General features: G+C 62.6%; 31 protein-coding genes. 19 read left to right on the forward strand and 12 right to left on the reverse strand.

The window, feature by feature from the left end; genetic code table 11:
* The first annotated feature begins 182 nt into the window (after positions 1-182).
* Positions 183-1,265: a tyrosine-type recombinase/integrase gene (locus CPZ00_RS13925; protein ID WP_096391426.1), complete on the forward strand. Its 1,083-nt coding sequence runs from the start codon at positions 183-185 to the stop codon at positions 1,263-1,265.
* Here CPZ00_RS13925 and CPZ00_RS13930 read toward each other — a convergent pair whose 3' ends face one another.
* The 6 genes from CPZ00_RS13930 to CPZ00_RS13950 all read right to left on the reverse strand — a co-directional run bounded on the left by CPZ00_RS13930 (position 1,266) and on the right by CPZ00_RS13950 (position 4,584).
* Positions 1,266-1,463, reverse strand: coding sequence for a hypothetical protein (locus tag CPZ00_RS13930; protein ID WP_096391427.1), 198 nt, complete (start codon positions 1,461-1,463; stop codon positions 1,266-1,268).
* Positions 1,456-1,827, reverse strand: coding sequence for a hypothetical protein (locus CPZ00_RS13935; protein ID WP_096391428.1), 372 nt, complete (start codon positions 1,825-1,827; stop codon positions 1,456-1,458). The genes CPZ00_RS13930 and CPZ00_RS13935 overlap by 8 nt, the downstream gene beginning before the upstream one ends.
* On the reverse strand, positions 1,820-2,062 hold the full coding sequence (locus CPZ00_RS13940; RefSeq protein WP_157744252.1) for a hypothetical protein: 243 nt from the start codon (positions 2,060-2,062) through the stop codon (positions 1,820-1,822). The genes CPZ00_RS13935 and CPZ00_RS13940 overlap by 8 nt, the downstream gene beginning before the upstream one ends.
* Positions 2,063-2,176: 114 nt before the next feature.
* On the reverse strand, positions 2,177-2,872 hold the full coding sequence (locus CPZ00_RS13945; RefSeq protein ID WP_096391430.1) for a hypothetical protein: 696 nt from the start codon (positions 2,870-2,872) through the stop codon (positions 2,177-2,179).
* A gap of 123 nt (positions 2,873-2,995) precedes the next feature.
* Complete coding sequence (locus CPZ00_RS15440; protein WP_157744253.1) at positions 2,996-3,157, reverse strand: hypothetical protein; 162 nt, start codon at positions 3,155-3,157, stop codon at positions 2,996-2,998.
* A 56-nt stretch (positions 3,158-3,213) separates the two neighbouring features.
* Positions 3,214-4,584, reverse strand: a complete 1,371-nt coding sequence (locus tag CPZ00_RS13950) for a J domain-containing protein (RefSeq protein ID WP_096391431.1) — start codon at positions 4,582-4,584, stop codon at positions 3,214-3,216.
* Positions 4,585-5,814: 1,230 nt separating this feature from the next.
* Here CPZ00_RS13950 and CPZ00_RS13955 point away from each other — a divergent pair.
* Positions 5,815-6,348, forward strand: coding sequence for a helix-turn-helix domain-containing protein (locus CPZ00_RS13955; RefSeq protein WP_157744254.1), 534 nt, complete (start codon positions 5,815-5,817; stop codon positions 6,346-6,348).
* A 2-nt stretch (positions 6,349-6,350) separates the two neighbouring features.
* Here the strand turns inward: CPZ00_RS13955 and CPZ00_RS13960 are convergent, their stop codons facing one another.
* From CPZ00_RS13960 to CPZ00_RS13970, 3 genes are all read right to left on the reverse strand, one after another.
* Complete coding sequence (locus CPZ00_RS13960; protein WP_096391433.1) at positions 6,351-7,019, reverse strand: hypothetical protein; 669 nt, start codon at positions 7,017-7,019, stop codon at positions 6,351-6,353.
* Between the two features lie 2 nt (positions 7,020-7,021).
* The gene (locus tag CPZ00_RS13965) at positions 7,022-7,258 is read right to left on the reverse strand and encodes a hypothetical protein (RefSeq protein ID WP_096391434.1); all 237 of its coding nucleotides are present in this window, start codon (positions 7,256-7,258) and stop codon (positions 7,022-7,024) included.
* Positions 7,259-7,437: 179 nt separating this feature from the next.
* Entirely contained in the window at positions 7,438-7,701 is a 264-nt protein-coding gene (locus CPZ00_RS13970; protein WP_096391435.1) for a hypothetical protein, read from the reverse strand.
* Between the two features lie 44 nt (positions 7,702-7,745).
* Here CPZ00_RS13970 and CPZ00_RS13975 point away from each other — a divergent pair, with 44 nt between their 5' ends.
* The 7 genes from CPZ00_RS13975 to CPZ00_RS14005 all read left to right on the forward strand — a co-directional run bounded on the left by CPZ00_RS13975 (position 7,746) and on the right by CPZ00_RS14005 (position 13,736).
* Positions 7,746-11,252 (forward strand): Eco57I restriction-modification methylase domain-containing protein, encoded by a 3,507-nt coding sequence (locus tag CPZ00_RS13975; RefSeq protein ID WP_096391436.1) that lies wholly within the window; start codon positions 7,746-7,748, stop codon positions 11,250-11,252.
* Positions 11,253-11,332: 80 nt separating this feature from the next.
* A complete protein-coding gene (locus CPZ00_RS13980) occupies positions 11,333-11,578 on the forward strand; it encodes a hypothetical protein (protein ID WP_096391437.1) in 246 nt (81 codons plus the stop codon).
* Between the two features lie 31 nt (positions 11,579-11,609).
* Complete coding sequence (locus CPZ00_RS16055; RefSeq protein ID WP_269845477.1) at positions 11,610-11,741, forward strand: hypothetical protein; 132 nt, start codon at positions 11,610-11,612, stop codon at positions 11,739-11,741.
* Complete coding sequence (locus CPZ00_RS13990) at positions 11,734-12,198, forward strand: hypothetical protein (protein ID WP_157744255.1); 465 nt, start codon at positions 11,734-11,736, stop codon at positions 12,196-12,198. The genes CPZ00_RS16055 and CPZ00_RS13990 overlap by 8 nt, the downstream gene beginning before the upstream one ends.
* A 39-nt stretch (positions 12,199-12,237) precedes the next feature.
* A complete protein-coding gene (locus CPZ00_RS13995) occupies positions 12,238-12,657 on the forward strand; it encodes a hypothetical protein (protein WP_096391440.1) in 420 nt (139 codons plus the stop codon).
* Positions 12,650-13,168: a hypothetical protein gene (locus CPZ00_RS14000; RefSeq protein ID WP_096391441.1), complete on the forward strand. Its 519-nt coding sequence runs from the start codon at positions 12,650-12,652 to the stop codon at positions 13,166-13,168. Before CPZ00_RS13995 ends, CPZ00_RS14000 begins: the two co-directional genes overlap by 8 nt.
* A gap of 37 nt (positions 13,169-13,205) precedes the next feature.
* Positions 13,206-13,736, forward strand: coding sequence for a hypothetical protein (locus tag CPZ00_RS14005; RefSeq protein ID WP_157744256.1), 531 nt, complete (start codon positions 13,206-13,208; stop codon positions 13,734-13,736).
* A gap of 138 nt (positions 13,737-13,874) precedes the next feature.
* On the opposite strand, the gene CPZ00_RS14010 is transcribed toward CPZ00_RS14005, so the two are convergent.
* Entirely contained in the window at positions 13,875-14,069 is a 195-nt protein-coding gene (locus tag CPZ00_RS14010; protein WP_096391443.1) for a MarR family transcriptional regulator, read from the reverse strand.
* Positions 14,070-14,470: 401 nt separating this feature from the next.
* Between CPZ00_RS14010 and CPZ00_RS14015 the strand changes: the two genes are divergently transcribed.
* The 3 genes from CPZ00_RS14015 (at position 14,471) to CPZ00_RS14025 (ending at position 16,379) form a co-directional block, all read left to right on the forward strand.
* Entirely contained in the window at positions 14,471-14,968 is a 498-nt protein-coding gene (locus tag CPZ00_RS14015) for a DUF3267 domain-containing protein (protein WP_096391444.1), read from the forward strand.
* A gap of 290 nt (positions 14,969-15,258) precedes the next feature.
* Positions 15,259-15,639, forward strand: a complete 381-nt coding sequence (locus CPZ00_RS14020) for a hypothetical protein (protein WP_096391445.1) — start codon at positions 15,259-15,261, stop codon at positions 15,637-15,639.
* Positions 15,636-16,379 (forward strand): recombinase family protein, encoded by a 744-nt coding sequence (locus CPZ00_RS14025; RefSeq protein ID WP_096391446.1) that lies wholly within the window; start codon positions 15,636-15,638, stop codon positions 16,377-16,379. Before CPZ00_RS14020 ends, CPZ00_RS14025 begins: the two co-directional genes overlap by 4 nt.
* A 13-nt stretch (positions 16,380-16,392) precedes the next feature.
* On the opposite strand, the gene CPZ00_RS14030 is transcribed toward CPZ00_RS14025, so the two are convergent.
* Positions 16,393-16,764, reverse strand: a complete 372-nt coding sequence (locus CPZ00_RS14030; RefSeq protein ID WP_096391447.1) for a hypothetical protein — start codon at positions 16,762-16,764, stop codon at positions 16,393-16,395.
* Between the two features lie 92 nt (positions 16,765-16,856).
* Between CPZ00_RS14030 and CPZ00_RS14035 the strand changes: the two genes are divergently transcribed.
* The 7 genes from CPZ00_RS14035 to CPZ00_RS14065 all read left to right on the forward strand — a co-directional run bounded on the left by CPZ00_RS14035 (position 16,857) and on the right by CPZ00_RS14065 (position 19,433).
* Positions 16,857-17,057 carry a hypothetical protein gene (locus tag CPZ00_RS14035; protein ID WP_096391448.1) on the forward strand — a complete coding sequence of 67 codons (201 nt, stop codon included), beginning with the start codon at positions 16,857-16,859 and terminating at the stop codon, positions 17,055-17,057.
* Positions 17,054-17,365 carry a hypothetical protein gene (locus tag CPZ00_RS14040; RefSeq protein WP_096391449.1) on the forward strand — a complete coding sequence of 104 codons (312 nt, stop codon included), beginning with the start codon at positions 17,054-17,056 and terminating at the stop codon, positions 17,363-17,365. Before CPZ00_RS14035 ends, CPZ00_RS14040 begins: the two co-directional genes overlap by 4 nt.
* Positions 17,362-17,646, forward strand: coding sequence for a hypothetical protein (locus CPZ00_RS14045; protein ID WP_096391450.1), 285 nt, complete (start codon positions 17,362-17,364; stop codon positions 17,644-17,646). The genes CPZ00_RS14040 and CPZ00_RS14045 overlap by 4 nt, the downstream gene beginning before the upstream one ends.
* Before the next feature lie 64 nt (positions 17,647-17,710).
* Positions 17,711-18,247, forward strand: a complete 537-nt coding sequence (locus tag CPZ00_RS14050) for a hypothetical protein (RefSeq protein ID WP_157744257.1) — start codon at positions 17,711-17,713, stop codon at positions 18,245-18,247.
* 8 nt (positions 18,248-18,255) lie between these two features.
* Positions 18,256-18,537, forward strand: coding sequence for a hypothetical protein (locus CPZ00_RS14055; RefSeq protein ID WP_096391452.1), 282 nt, complete (start codon positions 18,256-18,258; stop codon positions 18,535-18,537).
* Positions 18,530-19,096, forward strand: coding sequence for a hypothetical protein (locus tag CPZ00_RS14060; protein WP_157744258.1), 567 nt, complete (start codon positions 18,530-18,532; stop codon positions 19,094-19,096). The genes CPZ00_RS14055 and CPZ00_RS14060 overlap by 8 nt, the downstream gene beginning before the upstream one ends.
* Positions 19,089-19,433, forward strand: coding sequence for an SHOCT domain-containing protein (locus CPZ00_RS14065; RefSeq protein WP_157744259.1), 345 nt, complete (start codon positions 19,089-19,091; stop codon positions 19,431-19,433). Before CPZ00_RS14060 ends, CPZ00_RS14065 begins: the two co-directional genes overlap by 8 nt.
* A 23-nt stretch (positions 19,434-19,456) precedes the next feature.
* Here the strand turns inward: CPZ00_RS14065 and CPZ00_RS15445 are convergent, their stop codons facing one another.
* The gene (locus tag CPZ00_RS15445) at positions 19,457-19,630 is read right to left on the reverse strand and encodes a hypothetical protein (protein ID WP_157744260.1); all 174 of its coding nucleotides are present in this window, start codon (positions 19,628-19,630) and stop codon (positions 19,457-19,459) included.
* Positions 19,631-19,695: the final 65 nt, after the last annotated feature.

The raw sequence follows: 19,695 nt of genomic DNA on the forward strand, positions 1-19,695 counted from the left end.
GCTTCGCTCACCCGTGAAAATAACCTCCGGGCGTGCGCCCTGACGGGCGTTCCCGGAGTCGTTTTCACGGCCTCGCAGACAGCACCCGGTGCTCGCGCAGGGGCGCTGCGCTTCCGGCCCATCACACCCAACACCGCGGCGGGCGGTCGGGCATCCATCTCTCCCGGCGGGGAGATCGGAGTATGTCCACACCAAGACCAGAAATCACGGACGACGCACCGCTCAGAGACATCACACCCTCGGACGCGCTCGAACTCTACATCAAGGACAAACGCGCCGACGGCGCCTCACCCGCAACCATCCGCAGTCACCGGTCGCGCCTCAGCAAGTTCATCGACTGGTTCCAAGACGAGACCGACTACACCCACCTCAACGAACTCGACGGCTTCGACATCAAGCTCTGGAAGTTCCACCGATTCGGCGAGGAGAACGACGCCGCCGGCGACAAGGACTGGAACACCGAATACAGCGTGTTCACCGTCAAAACCCAACTCGACACCCTGCGCGTGTTCCTCAAGTTCTGCGCCGAACTCCAAGCCGTCCCACTCGCCCTCCCCTACCGCGTCAAATCCCCCTCCAAAGGCGACGACAAGCAACGCAACAACGAAATCGACGACGAACGGTGCCGCCACATCCTCGAACGTCTCGACAGGTACCACTACGCCTCCTTCGAACACGCGCTCATCGTCACGCTCTGGTATCCCATCCTCCGCGTCGGCGCCGCACACTCCCTCGATCTCGACGACTTCCACCCCGACGAGCAGTACCTCCGCCTCCGCCATCGCCCACCGAAAACCACTCTCAAGAAGAAGTCCAAGAGCGAACGCAAGGTCGCGATCCGAGAGAAGACGGCCAACATCATCGCCGACTACATCAACGAACACCGGCACGACGTGACTGACGACGCCGGCCGCGAGCCGCTGTTCACGACAGAGAACGGTCGCGCGTCGATCACCACCCTTCGCAACACGATCTACTCCATCACCCAACCGTGCTTCTACACGGGCGAGTGTCCGCACGACAGGAAGATCGCCGACTGCCAAGCCGAAGCCAACAAGAACGACGCCTCCAAGTGCCCCACGAGCGAGAGCACGCACGCCATCCGCCGCGGGTCGATCACGTGGCACCTCCGCGAGGACGTGTCCAAGGAAGTCATCTCCGACAGGGCCGACGTCAGCGTCCGCGTCATCGACTCGAACTACAACCAACTCTCTGAGACCGAGCGGATGGAACTCCGCCGCGATCACCTCCCCGGAGACCTCTGACTACACCCCCAAGTCGAGGTCTTCGATCACCGCGTTCGCCGCGAGCAGGGTTTTGATGTTGGCCGCGTCGGACGAGAGATCGGAGTAGCGTTCCAATGCGGCGCCCACGTCGGCGTAGACCTCGGCCGTTTCGAGCGCGCCGTTGCGCGCCTGCACGACGACGTGGACGTCCTCGATCTGCTCGGCGACGTCACTCATCGCTGACCACCTCGGCTGTCACGACTTCGCCGGTGTACTCGTCGATCACCTGACCGGTCTCGTCAACCTCGGTCACCCAGCTGACCGTGACCGCCCGCCACCCGCCACCATCGGCCTCAATGGTGTAGACCATACCACCCACCTCCCAGTCCTCGATCTCCCGCAGCCCACCGGGAAGCAGGATGGCGGCGAACTCTCCGTGCGGCGGGTCGTGGCGCGTCTCCTCGGCGAGCGACGAGTCGACGTCGACGGCGGCGATGACCGTATCCACGACACGGCCATCATCCGTCTCAATCCGGACTTGCGAGCCCGTCTCTCTGGCCCGGCGCACCACGTCGATGATCTCCGCCGGCGTGTCAGTCATCGTCTTCACCCCGCATCCGCGGCGTCTCGACGCGCTCCCACTCGCTGTAGAACTCGTCCTCGGCGTCGAACGGGACGGCGGGGCCGAACGCGCACTCGCAGACGAGGCGGTACTCTCCACGCTTCGCGTCCCACCGCATCACGATGGAACTGCCGCAGTCCCCACACTCGACGGGGTGGCCTGCGTAGTCGTCTTCCGCGCTGTGCTTGCTGTCGTCGGAATCAGGTGCCTTCATCGGCGCGCCAAAGGTATCCGAGCACCCGGGATAAAGGCACGAACGGGCCAGCATTCTGCCACACGAACCCTTATCCGACGCGAACCACCGTGACCCGCTCGCCGACACAGACACCTACTCGCGACGGAAGTGCTGGAGCGCGAACACCGCGTCCCAGCCCGTCCTCCCACTCGCGTCCAGCACGCCCTCACGTTCGGGGAACATCTCGACGGCCTCGGCGAGCAACCGTTCCACCTCGTCCTCACCCAACCAGTCAAGGAACCCCGTGAGCGACGACTCTGTGACTTCTTCGACGTACTCGCCCCACACGCCGGACACACCTGTCTCCCGCGCGTAACGCACGTAGGCGTCCACCAGAACGACGCGTTCCACCGCCTTCGAGCGCACCTTCTCGGTCGCCTCGAGTGCCCCTTCGCGCATCCGCCACCCCTCGGACGTCAACACGTGCATCTCCCCGATGTCACGCCGGTCACCACGCCACGCCTCCGACGGCATTTCCGCGTCCTGCTCGGAGTCAACACCCGATTTCCACCGCTCTGGCAGGGTCACGAACGGCTCCTGCCACTCACCCTCCTCTGTTTTCGCACGAACGCGCCCATACGGGTACACGAGGCCGTGTTCGTCCCTGATCTCCTCAGCGATGCGGATCAGCACTCGCAGCTCACCCTCGTCCCACCCCCTCCGATGCTTCTCGGGGGTGCGGATCTCCGGCTCGTTCTCGACTGCGAACCAGCCCTGCACACCCTCTGCCTCGAGCCAGACCGAGCTGACGCTCACCCGGGCGAGACGATCAACCAGCTCCTCGCTCATCTCGTCACAGACTGTCGAAACGGCCCCAGAAAGAAGACTCGGAATCCGTCCGCCTTACACCACGTCGCGCAGAAGACAGACCCATCCCACGAGTGGCGGCCAGTCGCGCGACTGCCAGCCGGACTATCGGGCCTTGATGGTCTCGTAGGCGAGGTGCCAGCACGCGGGCATCGGTTCGTCCTCGAAGGACACACGACAGATGCACTTCTCGGCGCGCCGCCCGTCCACGACGGTGAGGCGAACATCATCCCCACACCGCCCACAGACCTTCTCGTGGGATTCCATCCTAACTAAAAGTAAGCTCTCAAACAATTTAAAAGACTCGCGCTACCGGCACGCAGTCACGCGGTCAGCACCCGTTTCGCTTCCAGAACCTCGTGGAACTCGTCCGGGTCAATCTCCTCGTCACTCCCACCAGCGTCAGGATGGTTGTCCAAGACGTACTCCTCGTACGTCTCACGGATCTCGTCATTGGACGCGTCCTCGTTGACGCCGAGTACCTCCCGAGCCTCGGCCTCGTCGAGGTTCTCCTCGGTATCCACGTCGTAGAGTGTCTCACGAACACCCTCCCGGAACTCGGCCCACTCGAGCATCCACTCACGGTACTCGTCGCGTCCATCAGTTGCACTGCCTTCAGACACCAGTTCCTTGAGACGGTTTCCGTCGATAGCAGTGAGTTCGCCGAGACGCCCCGCCAACTTCGTCACTACACGACTCGCACCCGACATCTTCTCGGAATCAGACATCCCGTCCCACGAACGAGTACCCGTGTGCATCCCAGCCATCGTTTCGGACGCCTCCGCGACGATCCTCCAGAGTTCTTCCACGTACGCTTCCTCGTCCACACAGTACTCGCCGGACAGTGACCCATCACGATTCCAACCGCTGACGTACTCGGTTATGTATTCCTCCACGTCATCGGCGAACCGGTCGGGATTGTCGATGTCCTCGTACGAGTTCACCCACCCTTTCGACTCCTTTGCAGCGTGCGTCTTCACCGTCTTCACCATCCCGTCACCCACGAACCCGTCGTCGACGGATGGGTGAGGGAGCAGCACGCCCTGCCGGATCATCTGGCTGCGATAGTTGCGCGCCGTCGAGGCGGACATACCGAGTGCCCCAACGATGAGTTCCTCGATGTCGCTCCAATCAACCCACTTGGGGTACTCGTGGTTGAGCATCCCGACTACGGCAGGAATGAGATGGTCAGGCTTCTCCTTGACCACGGTGGAGGAGCTGACGTCGATAGTGGCCACCTCGTCGGGATCGATGGCCTCGTCGTGCTGGTACTCACCCGACACCCCCACAATCTGCTCCTCTACGTCGGTGACCTGCGGCGTGTCAGGGACACCGGAGACGGGTTCGTCGCCCTCGTCGGCCGAGACTTCCTCGCTGGCCTCGCGGTCGTCAGAAAATATATCTGCGCCGTTCTTCTCGGAAGGTGCGTTGATGCTGCTCAGCATCTCCTCCTGATTGTCGAGGATTTGCTGAAGGAGTTCTTCCTGTTTTGCGTCGTTCTGACCGGTATTACGGCTGTTCGCGTCGTCGCTCACGATGGTGCCGTCTTCGGTGATCGTGTGGCGGTCGAAGAAGTCCTCGAGCGCCTTGTCGATGATGTCTGCTTGGCTGCTCGTGCTGTTGTCAGCCCAGTTGGAGACTCTCTCGCGGAGATCGTCGCTGAAGTAGACGGAATGACCGGATCGTTCTACCATCCAATTGACACTATAGGTTCTCTATAGGATAAACGTATCGGGCCGGTGACCATTCCACCACCCTCTATAAATTTTCTATAGCTTGTACAGTAGTAGTAGTAGTAGGTTGAGGTTGGAGAGAGGAGAAGACGAGAGACCGTCGAACCAAACCCGACGTTCAGAGGCTCTCGCGTCCGAACCGACTCCGCGCCCACGACGCCAACAGACCTTCCGACGCGAGCGCCGCAGATATATTTTCTCAGCGGGGGAGAAAGTCTACAGGTGCCCCCACGTCGTCGAACGGCGACCGACGAGAGCGCCGTTGACGACAGCCGAGGGTGCGCCGCTGCCGCCGCGACTGCAAGAGAGGGAATCGTCCGACCGGGCCGTGGCCCAGCGCGGGAGGGGAGTCTTCCGACGCTCCCGCGACGTGGCGCCGTCTCTCCCCTCCGCGTGGCGGCGTCCTACGGCGCGCCGACGTGTGGGGCCGCCGTCGATGTTCCCGTCGTCCGCGTCGGCTGGCGGCACCTTCTCGGCGCCGTCTCGCCTTCGCCGGGGGAACGTGGGGGAACCTGCTTGCGCGTCGGCGTCGCTGTCTCTCCACCCTCGCCGAGGAACACGGCGGGAACCCCTTTGGTTCGACTCGAACTTCGAGACCTCCTTCGGACGTGATCGGGTCGGAGTCCACTTTGCGCGTGGATGTGCCCGGGAACCTGCTTGCTCGAGGACACTGCGGGGAGCCTCCTTGGCGTCGACGCCGGAGCCCCTGTTCCGCCGGCGAGACCGGCGGGGAACCACCCTTCGCGTAGACCCGGTGGGAACCCTTCTTGCGCGTAGACGCCCGGGAACCAGTTCTTGCAGTGATACCGGGGAACCGCCTTGCTTGTGGGGGCACTTGCTCCGCTGCCCGGGCGTCGAGGCACGTGGACTCCTACTCGTCGTCGATGACTCGGGCCTTCCTTCGTGGTGACGCGGGCCTTCCTCTCTTGCTCGACAGATGTTGACGAGACCTGTCTCCACGAGACTCCTCGAGGTGGCCCGGGGATGATATGGGGCTCGGCCCTTGACTTTGAGAGCCCCCTGTTGTTCTGCTGGCGAGACCCGGTGGGGAACCCGCTCGCGGAGCCCTGCGGAGCCAGCGGTACCGCCGGGGATCGGGGTCTATTTACTGACGGCGGCGCTCTTTGCATACCTTTGGTATGATATTCTCGGTATTAAGACACATACGTTACCAGACATTACTAGTACATGATGGCAACGATCAACAACGTGGAACTGGATTGGAAGGCGCAGGACGTCCTCGAAGCCCTCGTCGAGAATGGCGGGGAGGCGACGACGAGCGAGGTGAAGTCGTACACGGGGCTGGAGCGTAACGAGGTCATCAAGTACCGCTTCGGGAAGCTCGCCGAGGCGGGGCTCGTGGAGACGCACCAGCCGGAGGCGCGGAACGGGCGACCGGCGGCGAAGGTGGCACGGCTCACTGACGCCGCCGAGGAGTTGCTGGACGGTGATGGTGAGGTGGATCTCGAGGTTGAGGTGGGTGACGATGATCTCACCATCGACGAGCGGATGGAACGGTTGGAGAAGCAGATGGCGCCGATCAGGGAGACTTACGGTGAGGTGAAGAAGCGGGTTGCGGAACTCGAGGAGGCCGTCGAGGAGCACGACGAGGAGTTGGACGGTATCGCGGAGGAGATCCGGAACGTGAAGCGGGCGATGGACGTGGACGGCCCCGACACGCGTGACGGGGACTTGGCGAGCGAGCTGGAGTTCGGCGACGACTGACCCTATTCTTCGCCGGCGTTGACGTGGACGTCGTCCAGCGCGCGCTGGACGCCCGTGCGGTCGATGATGTTGTCGAGGGTGCGGCAGTAGCCTTCCCACGCGTTCTCGGCCCAGTCGTCCGACGTGGAGGACAGTCCGCGCCCGTCGGGTGCGAGGATGGTGGCCACGGGAGTCTCGGCGAGGTGTTCGGCGAGCGCGTGACGACGCGCCTCCGCCAACGCCATCATCGTGGGGTGGGCTTCGGGTGCGATCACGACGACGTGCAGGCCGGTGGGCATCGCGTCGTCTTCGCCCGCGTACGCGAGCAGGCGGATGTTGACCCCGTACCGGAGGCCGCCGTCGACGCCGCGCACCACGTCCCCGGGCACGTACGCGATGTAGTCGTGGTGAGTGTCCACGGCGTCGGCGGGCATCGAGTTGGTCACCTCTTCGACGTCGACCGTCCACGACTCCATCTCGGGCGCGTCGTGATCCTGCCAGACGATGTATTCGACGATGCTGGAGGCGGTGAGCGCGGGGTAGCGGTTGTCGGTGGGTGCGAGGCAGTCGAGACTGCCGACGGCGGCGACGTCGAGTTCGTGCTGGCGGCAGTCGTCGCTCTTCGCGGCGAGGTGATCGGTGAGGGTGAGCGCGTCGGCCGCGTCGTCAGGGAGGTAGTCGGTGGGCTGCATCGTCACTCGTCCTCCTCGACGCGGGCGGTCATGCGGTCGTCTTCGTCGGCGATGATGGCGGCTTCGACGCCGTCGCCGTCCCGCGAGACGAGGATGGTGGTGTCACCGTCGGGCCGGTGGGTGATGTTGAGCGTGAGGTCAGAGTCGGCCAAGTCGAACTGCTGGGCCTCGTACTCACCATCGCTGTCGAATTCGCGGTCACGCGGGCGGATGAGTCGTGGATAGTCAGGGGTGTTCATCGCGGTCTTCAGTTGCGGATGGTGGGATAAAGGGATCTGCCGGCGAGGCTGCTGGCGAGTGGTGGAAAGGAGGAAAGTGTGGATGTGTGAGCAACCCGATGACACCGCGAGTGGGAGCGCGGACATCCATCACGCGCTCCACGTAGATGTAGGGTGTTTGACTGTTTAAGGCTGCGGCGTCAGGGGGTCTCGCCTTCGTGGGGTACCAAGTCGGCGTGTCGGAAGTCGACGGGTAGGGTCTTGCCGCTCGTGGCGTCTTGGACGCGGTAGAGGTGGCCGTCGAGCTGGCGACCGGTCTCCTCGGCGAGGGAGTCGGCGAGTCTCTCGACTACTTCGCACACACGCCCGTGGTGTTCCGCGTCGGGATCGTCCTCGGCGAGGTAGACGCGCACCCGGTCGCCGGGCTGGTAGGGCGCGTCGGCTGGTTGCGGGATGTCCTCCATCTCTTAGTCGCATTTAAGACCCGGCGACATGAAAGGGGTTGATAATGTCTGACGAGTTCGTTTCCGAACTCCATTCTGCCCTCTGCGAGATTCATAGCGAGGTTCGCGAGGAGGGAAGCGAGTTCGACTTCCGGTACAGTCTGGTAGACCACCTGTTCACCGACGCGCTCGGCTGGTCACGCACCGAGGGCGAGGGCCACGTCAATTTCGAGGACGACCGCAAGGACGTCCTGTGTTTCGACGATGATGACCCGCCGTTCCCGGTTGTGGTCTGTGAGACGAAGCGACCGTCCCATGACCTCGAACTCCCCGACGTCGATCAGTTGGAGACATACATGGTGGGCGTCGGGAGCGCGGAGTACGGCATCCTCACCAACGGCCACGAGTTCCGCCTGTACGAGTACGAGCCGGACGAGCGCACAATCCGCGCCATCGACGGCTTCGCGCTTGACGAGGTGGTGGACGTGGAGCCGAGTGGGCTGTCGCCGGAGCAACGCGAGGTGTTGGAGGAGTTCGAGTACCTGCGACAGGATCGGTTCACGAACGTCGGTGACGCGGAGTACTTCCGACGGCGGGCGCGCGAGGTTCCCGTCCAGCACCAACCCGGTACGGACGACGAGGGGTACGAGCTGTTCCTCGACGCGGTGAAGAAGTCGCTGGACGAGCTGTCGAGCGTGATGAGCCGGTTCTTCGACGATTACAAGGAACGACCGGAGGACTCGTATCCCCGCGAGTTCTTGGAGACGACGTTCCCGGACTGGCAGGATTGGCGCGAGTACACGGGCAAGAGCGAGGACGCGAAGAAGACGTTCTGCCGGGAGACGGCGTACATCCTGATGAACCGGGCGATGTTCGCTCGGATCGCCGAGGACAAGGAGATCGTCGGTCAGACGCGTTTGTCGGGACGTGGGATGGCAGAGGCCGTCGAACGCGGCGATGACCGCCCGTACCTCGATGCGTTGATGGACACGTACGACCGGATCGACGATCACTACGCTGACCTGTACGAACTGGGTATCTTCGACTGGTGGTGGGTGAGCCGGGACAAGCGCCAACGGTTCGGTTCTGACGAGGAGAGTCGGCAGGAAGACCTCGAGGATGACTTGGACTACCGACTCGGGGAGGTCTTCAAACGTCTCAACCGGTTCGACTTCGAGTACGTCAACCGCGACATCCTCGGCCACGTCTACGAGGACTACCTTCCACAGGACGAACGGAAGGAGCTCGGTGAGTACTACACCCCCATCGAAGTCATCCGGTATATGCTGGACGAAGCCGGGTACCGGACGGGTGAGGGCATCGGTCAGGAGAAGATCCTTGACCCGGCGTGTGGGAGTGGTGGCTTCCTAACTGAGGCGTGTGAGCGGCTGATTCAACACTTTATCAACAAGTTCGGTGAGACGAGTGTTCACTACCTCGACGCGGAGCAGGCTCGGACGATACTGGAGCGCGTCGAACAGAACATCTACGGCATCGACATCAACCCGTTCGCCGTCCACATCACGCAGATCAACCTGCTGTTCCGCACCATCGACTTGTACGACAAGGTGACGGAGCAAGACCCGTCGTACACGATGGACGGGTTCCAGATTCACGTCGCGGACACGTTGACTCCGACCCTCCTCGAGAAGCAGGAGGGGAGTACGGATAGTGAGAGTCAGCAGTCCCAGATTCAGCAGTTCGCCAACTACAACGGGCGCGCGCAGTCGTTCCTCGACGACCGGAACGAGGTTGACCGAATCAAGGACGAGGTGGAGTTTGACGTCGTGGTGGCGAATCCGCCGTACGTGCGCACGCAGAACATCAACGGGCCGAAGGAGGAGTACGCGGAGCGGTACGCGTCCGTCGACAGCAAGTCGTTCGACATCTACGTGCCGTTCATCGAGCGAGGCATCGAGTGGTTGGCGGACGACGGGCGGTTGTCGTACATTTGCCCGAACCGGCTGCTTACTCACGAGTACGCACGCGACATCCGCGACACGCTCGCCGACGAGCCTCTGACGCACCTCATCGACTTCACCGACGTAGAGGTTTTCGACGCCGCGACGCCGTACCCTTGTATCGTGTCCGTCGACCGTGACGAGTCACCCGATCAGGACGTCCGTTGCGCTCGGTTTGCACATGAAAGAGAGGGGGTGTTGGACGAGATTTTCCAGAGCGACGAGTGGGAGACGCCGGACGGCATCGACGAGTACGATTTGTTCACGTACCCGAAGGGGCAGATGTGGGAGGATAACGAGGACGACTACTTGGCGAGCTGGAAGCCGATGCCGGACGCGGAACGTCGCGTGTTCGACGCCATCGAGGAGACCTCGTCGCGGCGTCTCCGGCAGGTGTCGGATGAGGTGTTCGTCGGTATCCAGACGAGCGCGAACCCGGTGTACCTTGGCTTCATTGAGGACGGGGGTGTTGAGGGTGGTGACGACGTCGTCCAGTTCCGTGCGAAGGGTGACGACGAGGCACAGCCCATCGAACGCGACATCCTTCGTCGACTGCTCCGTGGCCCGGAGATCGACCGTTGGGGTGTTGACTGGGAGGGTCTCTGGCTGGTGTTCCCGTACGAGGTGGAGAATGGTGATGCGGAGTTGATGTCGGAGGAGAAGCTCCGTGACGAGTACGAACACACATGGACGTTCCTCGAGGATCACAAGGACTACCTGCAGGATAGAGACGTGCAGGACGACCGATGGTGGGCGTTCGGCCGGCGGCAGAACGTCGACAAGATGGAGCCGGACAAGATCATGACGAACATTATGAGCAGCTACAGCCGGTTCGTCGCCGATCTGGACGGAGAGTACTACTTCCTCGGTGGTGGGAATGCTGGTGGGTACGGCGTCCAACTGATGGACGAGTACGCACCTTCGGACGAGGAACACCTGTACTATGTCGCGCTTCTGAACTCGTCGGTGTTGGAGTTCTACCACAAGCACATCGCGCCCATCTTCGGTGGGAAATACTACTCGTACAACAAGCGGTACTTGGAACCGCACCCAGTCGTACTCCCGGATGACGTGCCTTCGGACGAGGTTGTTGACCTCGCCGACCGGATTCAGACGGCGCGAGCGGAGATCACCGACTTGGAGTACAAGACCTCGGACATCCGTAACTACCTCTCGGAGTACGACCGCTCGTCCACCGTACTTGACCTTGCTCAGTCCATCGAACTCGACGACGATGACTATCGTCAGGGGCCGATCAGGAGAGATGCACAGATGGATGTCGAGACGGCAGAGGAGGTCTACAAAGTGGTGATGAAGCGGGGGCACGAGATCGGTTTCGATGACGAACGCGTGCGCGACTTCGTGTTCGGGATGTTGACCGCACAGGATAGGAGGTTGACGCGCTCGGAGGTGATGAACATGGACGTGCCGCCGCGTGAGGACGTTATAGAGCTGATGGAGCATCTGGCGGACGATGAAGCCCGCATCAAGTCACTGTCCGAGGAGTTCGAGGAGCGGCAGGACGAACTGGACGAGTTGATTCTCCGGGGTGTGTACGACTTTGGCGACCGGCAAGAGTCGGTTGTTGAGGAGTTCTTGGAGGTCTGGTAGGCGGTCTGCTGCACTGCGCTAGCGGTGTGCAGCGACCGGCGCGGCTGCCCCTTTTCTTACCGGATAGCTTACTATTAGATGTGGTAGCGGAACAGATCGACTACTACGCGTACGTGCTCGTGACTGACCTGAGAGACCTCGACGCCGTCGAGACCGACGGGTGGCGGCTGGAGCGTTGGCGCGCCGAGGGCGTGGTGATGGCCTACGAGATGGATGATGATGGGGAGTGGCGTGCCCGGCACTACTACCGACCGGACGAGCTGCGGGAGCAGGCGGAGGACGCGCCCCGACGCGCCGCTAAGGTGGGTGATGATGGTGCGGTGTGAGATGCTCCGCGCGCTGGGCGCGTGCGGTGACATGGGGCCGTCTGCGGTCAAGGAGGCGATGACTGGCGTCGCGTCGGAGGCGGCCCTGCTCGCCGCAGGGGCTGGGGTTCTCGCCGCCGCTGTCGTGGTCTCGCGCACCAACGCGGGTGATGGCCGTGAGTGAGGCCAAGACCATCGGAACCGTCCTCCTCGGGGTTGTCGTTCTTGCGTTCGCTGGTGGATACATTACAGGAGTCGAACGGGCAACACCAAGCGTCGTTGATGTCAATTTGGCGGATAGAGAGACACCGACCGGTGAGGTGGAGTACGATTGCTCTGACGGGGTGTGCGATGTGACGGTAACTGTCGAGGAATGGAGAAACTACGAAACACTAGCCGTAGAGGATCTGAACACGGCAGAGACGTACTACTTGCATCCCGGAAACGAGTCGGTGACTATCGAGGATGTGGCGAAGCACAAATACGATGAAGTGGCCGTCTACGTGCCGGTGAGGGAGCTTACGGCGAGCGATGTCGTCTGGTACGAGTACTTCGACGATGCAGATGGGGATCGGCAGTCGTTCGGTGGCGAGGTGGAGAGGGACTACACCGTGGGTGTTGATTCGTCCGACGTTCGGTGACCGGCTGCCCCTTTTGTCGGTTAGCGACGTAGTATCATAGTGGTGACAGACGTACCGTACACCACGAAATGGACTACTGAAGCGTCCACCGACGACGTACTCTATGTGACGTTCGCCAGCGGTTGGCGACTGGAGATGCACGACTGCGGAGACGGCGTGCAGGTGATGGTCAGCGTGCCGCTGGACGAGCTGGATGAGTGGGAACAGCCGGAACAGATGCGGGGGTTCTACCCGGAGAGCTTCGACGTGGTTGTCGCGGAGTTGAAGGAGCGTCTCGGCGAGATTGACGGTCTCGACGAACTCGGCGAGGGTAGGATTCGGACGCGAACCTTCCACGAGATCTCCAAGACCGTCGCCGAGCACGCGACCGGTGACGAGCCGCGATGCGTTGACCGCGCACCCGAGCAGCAGTCCCTCGAAGCGTTCTCGCGCACTAGCGCGGGTGAGAACAATGGTTGATGTTGATCGTGTCATCGCCCCGATTCTCGTTGGACTCGTCGCGCTGGCGTTTGCAGGCGGCGGATACCTCGCGGGCGTCGAACACGCGCAGATGCAGGACGACGACTCGCCGAGGAACATCACCGTCCACGTGCCGGGACACACTCACGAGCAAGAGCCCCGGACGCCCACCGTCCGCGTCAACGTGACTGACGTGGAGTGTGGGGAGATCGACTGGAAGGACGGGCGATGGTGTGACGCCCGTACCACCGTCCACACGTCCGCCGAGGAGGCCATCGTCGCCAACAACCGAGGGGCGGCGGTATCCCTCGAAGCCGGGTACGTGACCGCGCTCGGAGCCGACGAGGGAGAGAAGTTGACCGTGTACGTGGTGGAGAACGGCGACGTAACGCCGGTCAAGCAGATCCACCTATCCGGCGGTGAAGCCACGGTTACGGCGGCGGAGGCTGGAGACGGCCCGCTCGCCGAGGAGAACGATTCGCGCACCAGCGCGGGTGAGACGGATGGTTGAGCCGTTCGGCGAGGACTGTATGGAGTGCGAACGTCACGTGCAGGACTGGCGCGGACTCGCCTACGAAGTCGAGGGGAACCGATGGGAGTACCTCTGCCCCGAGTGCGCGGAGAAGCGTGACTACCTCGACGAGCGCGCGATCGACGACGTGGAGTGCCCGGAGTGTGGGCAGAAGCGGGACGTAGAGCGTGTCGGTCTGCACGACGTCGACGACCGACGGCGGAAGGTGCTGGCCTGCAACGAGTGCGGACACGTCTACACGCGTCCCGCGAGTCGGGCGCACACCGGCGCAGAGAAGGACTTGTACCAGTACCTCACCACCGATGCTCGCACTCCGATTCTCGATGAATGGGTGATGGTTCCCTCCTCGTCGTTGCGAGACGATGAACTCGTGGTGTACGTGTTCCACGCCGCCGACGTGGTGATGGACGAGTTCGACGGGCGGCTCCACGTCGAGTACGAGGCGGAAGAGATCGGTGACCGGGTATGGGCGTTCCGCGTCGAAGTCGACGATGTCCGGGAGGCGTTCGACGAACAAGTCACCGAGGAGGTGGGTGATGTTGAGTGAGCCTCGGCGACTATCGACCGGTCAGGTGCGTGGAGTGCAGACGGTGGACTGTTCGTGGGCGGGCGAGGATGACGCACGGGTACGCGACGGCGGGGCCGTACTGGTGGTGCAGCGATTGTGACCCGGATTTGTAGGCGGTTAGTCGGTGAGTCTGATTCTGCCGTCGTCGCGTTCGACGAGTTCATCTCGACATAATGTGTTGAGTACAGCGAGGATGGTGAGCAGAGGTTCGTCAAGTTCGTCGGCGAGCTGGCGTGGGGTGCAGGGGCCGTGTTCCGTGAGGTAGAGGAGGACGAGTTTCGCCCCGGGCGAGTCAACGCTGTCGAGTTGCACGCGACCGTGGATCCGCCTCGTGGCGGGTTAGGTGTTCTTCGCGTGTGCCGGCATTTACGGTGGCCGCGCGTGATGGCAGAGGTATGGGGCTGGACGATAGGACTCCAGTGGACGAGTGCCCGCGGTGTGGTGAGGAGGCGTACGATCACGTTGAGCCGGGCGGCGAGTATTCGGGCTCGCCGATTGGCCACATTCGTGTTTGCGTGACGGAGGAGGGTGCGTTCTTCCACGGGTAGGGTGTCCGCGATCCCGGCGACCGAGGACAGAGTCGACCCGGCGCGGCGTGCAGGGAGGGGGTGGTTTCCAGCAAGCGCGGCGCGAGGTGTCCCCGTACCGCGGAGCGCGGACGCGCACCCGGCTGCCCCTTATTCCGACGAGAGGCGTAGTTCTACTTGGAGGAAATGACCGATGATGACCGTTCGATCCGTCGATTCCTACTCGCCACCTACGCGATTCCGCACGAGTTGACGCACTACGTAGTCGCTCGACTTCTCGGGATGAATCCGACGTACCACTTCTGGGAGATGGAGGTTGAATGCGAGGGTGACCTGACGGAGCATCCGCGGAGGTGGCAGGCGATGAACTTGGCACCGTTCCTTCTTCTGCCGCTCGTGTACCCGATTCAGTCGGCCCTCTTGATGATCGGTGTTCCGGCTGGATTCCCCGCGCAGATCGTGGCTCTGGCGGTCACGTTCTCGTTGGCTCTTCCGAGCGGTGACGATTCGGGGGCGGCTCGGGATTTGAGCGTGATTGCGTCGGCTGACCACTCGGAGACGTGTGAGTGCGAGCGGTGTGGTGGCGAAGCCGAGTCGTTCGTGCAGCGGACGGAGGTGGTGTACTGCGACGAGTGTACCCTGACGTACGATCCGGACGTGATCGGCGACGATCCGGATTGGTGAGGTTGTTCCAGTAGTCGGTACTTCTCGACAACATCTGTCGAGGTGGTTCTAGTTCTGACCCGAGCGCAGGGGGTTGCACTGCTCGTCGAGTTGGTAGCGGAACCGGAACAGCTTCGGCGACCGGGCCGGCGCGATCTGCGGTGATGGGTGTAGCACACGAGCTGGTGCATCGAACGTGACACTCGTTGTCGAGAAGAACCCTTCAGGGGTGGTCAGATACCGGGGCTTCTGGCCACATCAGCAGCCCAGAACTGGGCTTATAAAGATTAGACACGTAATTACACACGTTGATGGAAGACCGCGAAAACGAGTTCGAGACCGACATTTGGCCGCTCGGCGGCTCCCGCGGAACCACCATCCCCCCGCGAATCCTGATGTGGACTCAAGCCCCCGACGCCGAGGACGCCGAAGTGCGCTGGCTCTACGATGACGACCGCCGCATCTACGTCGAGTTCGGACGCGCGTCCGATGAGCGCGTGGACGACATCTACAGCCGCACCACTTCGATCCAGCGACGTTCGGAGGGGAGCCGCGCGACCGCGATTCCCGTCGACGTCCTCCGTGGCGAGAATGCCGACGACGCCGACAAGGTGGTGTGGCGGTTCGATCTGAGCGAGAAGCATCCCGTCCGTCCCAAGTTCGTCTCCGAGGAGGAGGGTGATGGTTCGTGAAGCGAGCAGAGGGCTACACCCGACTGTCGCAGTCGGGTGCCGAGGACAACATCCCGACGCAGGGCCGTCTCATTACCGACTACTGTCGGGAACACGACGAGCTGGAACTTCAGGCTATCCACAACGACGGAGAACACGAGAGTGGATACGATCCCGACAGGGACGCCTATCAGTCGCTGATTGACCGGATTCGGGCTGGCAACGTGGATGCGGTTGTCGTCAAGTCCCTCTCCCGTCTTGGGCGCGACTTCGACGAGCGAATGGACTTGATGATCACGATGCGTCGGCGTGGCGTCGAGCTGCACAGCCACCAACGCGACCGGATCGACATCTCCGATCCGTGGGCCGCCGCGAAGGAGGCGATGCTGGCCGCCGCCGACGACGCGAAGAAGCAGGCGGAGATCGAAGACGCCATCGAGGAGATTGAGCGTCGGATTGACCGTGGCGAGTATCAGGGCCGTCCGTGGACGGGTACGGAGTTCGACGAGGAGAGTCGGTACCTCGTGCCCGCGAACGACGACGAGTGGGAGGCCGTGATGGCTGTCGTCGAGGAGTGGGAGAAGACGGGTGGTGAGGCGTCGAAGCGCGGACTCGCCCGGGAGACGGGACTGTCCCGCGGCACGGTTCGGCGAGTCATCGACCGCATCGACGAGTACTGCGCGCTGGCCGACGGGGCGAGAATCGGTTGGGAGGGCCGCGTCATCTGGCCGGACGAGGCTCCCGCGACCGCCGACGACTGATTCGGCGAAGAACTCAGATTCCTTTCCCGGCGAGGTGCTGGGCCATCCACGCCAAGTCTTCTATCCGTCCCAGATCTGCCTCGTCGAACTCGCCGTAGAGGGTTGAGCGGCTGTTCCTGATCTTCTCGCGGGCAGAGTCGAGTTCCTCGACGAGCCCCGCTTCATCGACGGGGAGTGCGTGTCGTCGGATGCGAAGTGCGACCGCCTTCGATTCGTCCTCGTTGAGTGTCGTCCTCGAGTGGATCAACTCGGCCAGCTCGTCAGGGAAATGTGGGAGCATCTCGAGCATCTCCTCGCGCGAATCGGCTTCCGTCGCGACTTGGGCGAATCTGTTGTGCTTTGTCACTACATCTATACCTACGTCATCTGGTATGAAAAGGGACATCCCACTCTCTCGCCGACCGCCTTCTTCTCGTCAGCATCTGCCGAACCCGCGCTGGGGAGTCGTTTAAACTGTCAGAACACATACATACATATGTGGAAGAACAGGATCGACACCTGACCCACACGACGATCACGATCGGTACGGAGCAGAAGGAGTGGCTCAACGAAGAGGACGTCAACCTATCCGCCCTCGTCCGCGACGTCATCGACGAGGCCCGCCGCCGCGACGACGCGGGGGTGGACATCGACGCCAGCGAGTTCGACTTCGGCGACCGCGCCGGTGGTTCTGAATGACGGATCGTGCGGTTGCCGTGATGATCGAGCGGGGTAGCGATCGGCCAGTGTATGACGTGTTGGTGATTGGTGAAAAGGCTCAGTCGAACCGACAGATCGACAGGTGGCACGACGTGTACGTCGTCCCGGAAAATGAGGTGATGTCGCTCCTCGACGACGAACTTGACGTGGATGTTGACGGTTGGTGGGACTCGCACGAGTGCGGGGAGTGCGGTCGGTATCTCCCTACAGAGGACGAGCTAGAGGAGCACCTGATCGAGTCTCACAAAATCTACTATCCGCGCACCAGCGCGGGGGATTCGGCGTGACGCCGTTGGAAGTCGTCGGCGTAGCCGCGATCGCGGTCACCGTGATCATCATCTACACCGTCGGCAGCAACTACTACCTGTACTCTGGGCCGGAGTCGCGCGTGCTGTACTGGCTCTCCCAGCCCGGAGTCATATTGCTCTTCGGTGCGGGGATCGTCCTCGCCGTGGTCACTGGCCGGGCATCCGTCGGCGAGGCACGCGACTTCGCCGGGGAACTCGTGGACGAATTCACCGCCGACAAGGAGGACTCGCGCACCAGCGCGGGGGATTCCGATGAGTAGAGAGCAGGCGTGCGAGGAGGCCGTCCGCGATGGCGTCTTCAATTCCGTGGAGGCGTGCCGCGAGGTGGCCGGACAGGCGACCGTAGAGGCTCTCGGCGGATCGTTCGTGGAAATCCTCACCACACCGGCAACTCCCGTGGTTTTGACTCTACTGTTCCTACCGTTCTTCGGCCTCGTGAAGGTCTACATCGACGAGCTGGAGAAAGTTGAGAACGAGGAACAGTCGTCGTCTACTGATTCCGTCCGCCGCGAGTACGTGAGCGGAGAGATCGGCGACGTCGAGTTGGAGCAGCGTCTGGAGGACGTCGTCGACGTGCCGATGGACGAGGGCCTCGGCGCGACCGTGCAGGACGAGTTGGATGCGCTCGATGACGGTGACGAGGGGGCCGCCGAGTGCGACTGGTGCGGCCGGACGCTTCGACGCGACGAGCTGGTTGACCACCCGATGATCTCGGGGCTGGTCTGTGACGAGTGCCCGTCGTTCTCCGGCGAAGAAGAACGCGTGGCGGTCTTCGGCGACCGGATGTACGTCGAGGGTGAGGGCGGGGGTGTCGAGACCTACGAGTTCGACTCGCGCACCAGCGCGGGGGATGACTCGTGATCCGACGTATGCTCCGCCGCCTCGACGTTGCTATCGCTGACCGGGTGTTGCCGTGGCGAGGTTCGGATGTCGATCTGTACCCGGTTGGCGCCCGCGTCGTCAGCAGTAGTGGAGAGGAGTACGAGATCAGGTCACGAGCGTACGACTTCGACGAGGGCAAGGTCTGGTACCTGATGGAAGGCGGGGACGGAGACTATGAGCGGGCCATCCACGCCTCCGTCGAGACCAAGACCGTGATCATTCCCGGAGAAACCGACTCGCGCACCAGCGCGGGTGATGGCCGTGAGTGACGAGATGATTGCGGCAGGCGTCGCCGCCGGTGAGGTCTGCAGTCGGTGCGAGGACTGGAACGAACCCGTCCACGAGTACGAGACGTACCAAGACGGCGTTCGGCTACAACTCTGCGATGACTGCGCCTTCGAGGCGTTCACGGAGGGCTCCATCAAAGCGGGCTTCGCCGATCAATCGGAGTCGAGTCCCAGCCTCTCGCCTGACGGGCGGAAGCGGCTCACGTGGGAGGACGGGGAGGAGTGGGTAGTCGTGCATCACCACGACGAGTACGAGTACCGCGATGGGGTGCAGTATCACAGCGTCACCGTCCGTTATTGCGGCACGATGTTGGAGCTGACTGCTGATGGGGCCGCGACGCCGCGCCCGAGTGGGATGAGTGGGACGGGGGCGTTCCCCGTGCCCCGTAACCGCATCGCGGACACCGTTGACTACATCGTACCCTCGCATGCGGAGTTGGTGGTCATCTATCGCTGCGAGGCCGAGATCCCGGAACTGGATGAGCTTGCAACCGAGGTAAACCGCGACTCGCGTACCAGCGCGGGTGATGACCGTGAGTGAGCAGACGCAACTGACCGAGTTCGCCGAAGAGGCGCGCGAGCAGGATGCTGCCTCGGTGGAGGAGATTCGCGAACGGTACGCCGAGGGCGAGATCGGCGACCGCGAACTCGAGGAGCAACTGGAGCGGGCAGTCGGGGAACCTGATGTTGACGGCGGAGAGGACGATGAAGGCGACGTTCCGGTGGTGATGTTCGCTCTGGCGTTCGTTATGCTGTTGATGGTGGGTGTTGTGGTGACCTTCGGAGTTCCTCTCGCACTGGCGACGTTCACCAGCCTGTCATTCCCTGTGAGTTGGGGGTTGTGGATAGGGGCTGTGGTTGCCTTCCTTCTGGATTGATTGCCGGTAGATGGCGTAGGGGGCTACTCCTCGCCGTCGATGAGTTCGAGGGCGTGGCGTGCGGATTCTTGAGCGGATTCGATCTCGTCGAGGGCTTCGTCGTCCACCTCGTCGAGACTTTCTGCTTTCTCGTGGGTCTTGCCCAATCCCGAGCTGGCCATCGCGAGTTTGGACTTGACTTCATCGAGTTCGTCCATACTGATACTGGCGTGCGTGCTTGGGGATAAACGCCGGCGTGCGTGGCAGCGTTTTTGAGCCAGCG

The sequence above is a fragment of the Halopenitus persicus genome (assembly GCF_002355635.1).
Classification (GTDB): domain Archaea; phylum Halobacteriota; class Halobacteria; order Halobacteriales; family Haloferacaceae; genus Halopenitus; species Halopenitus persicus_A.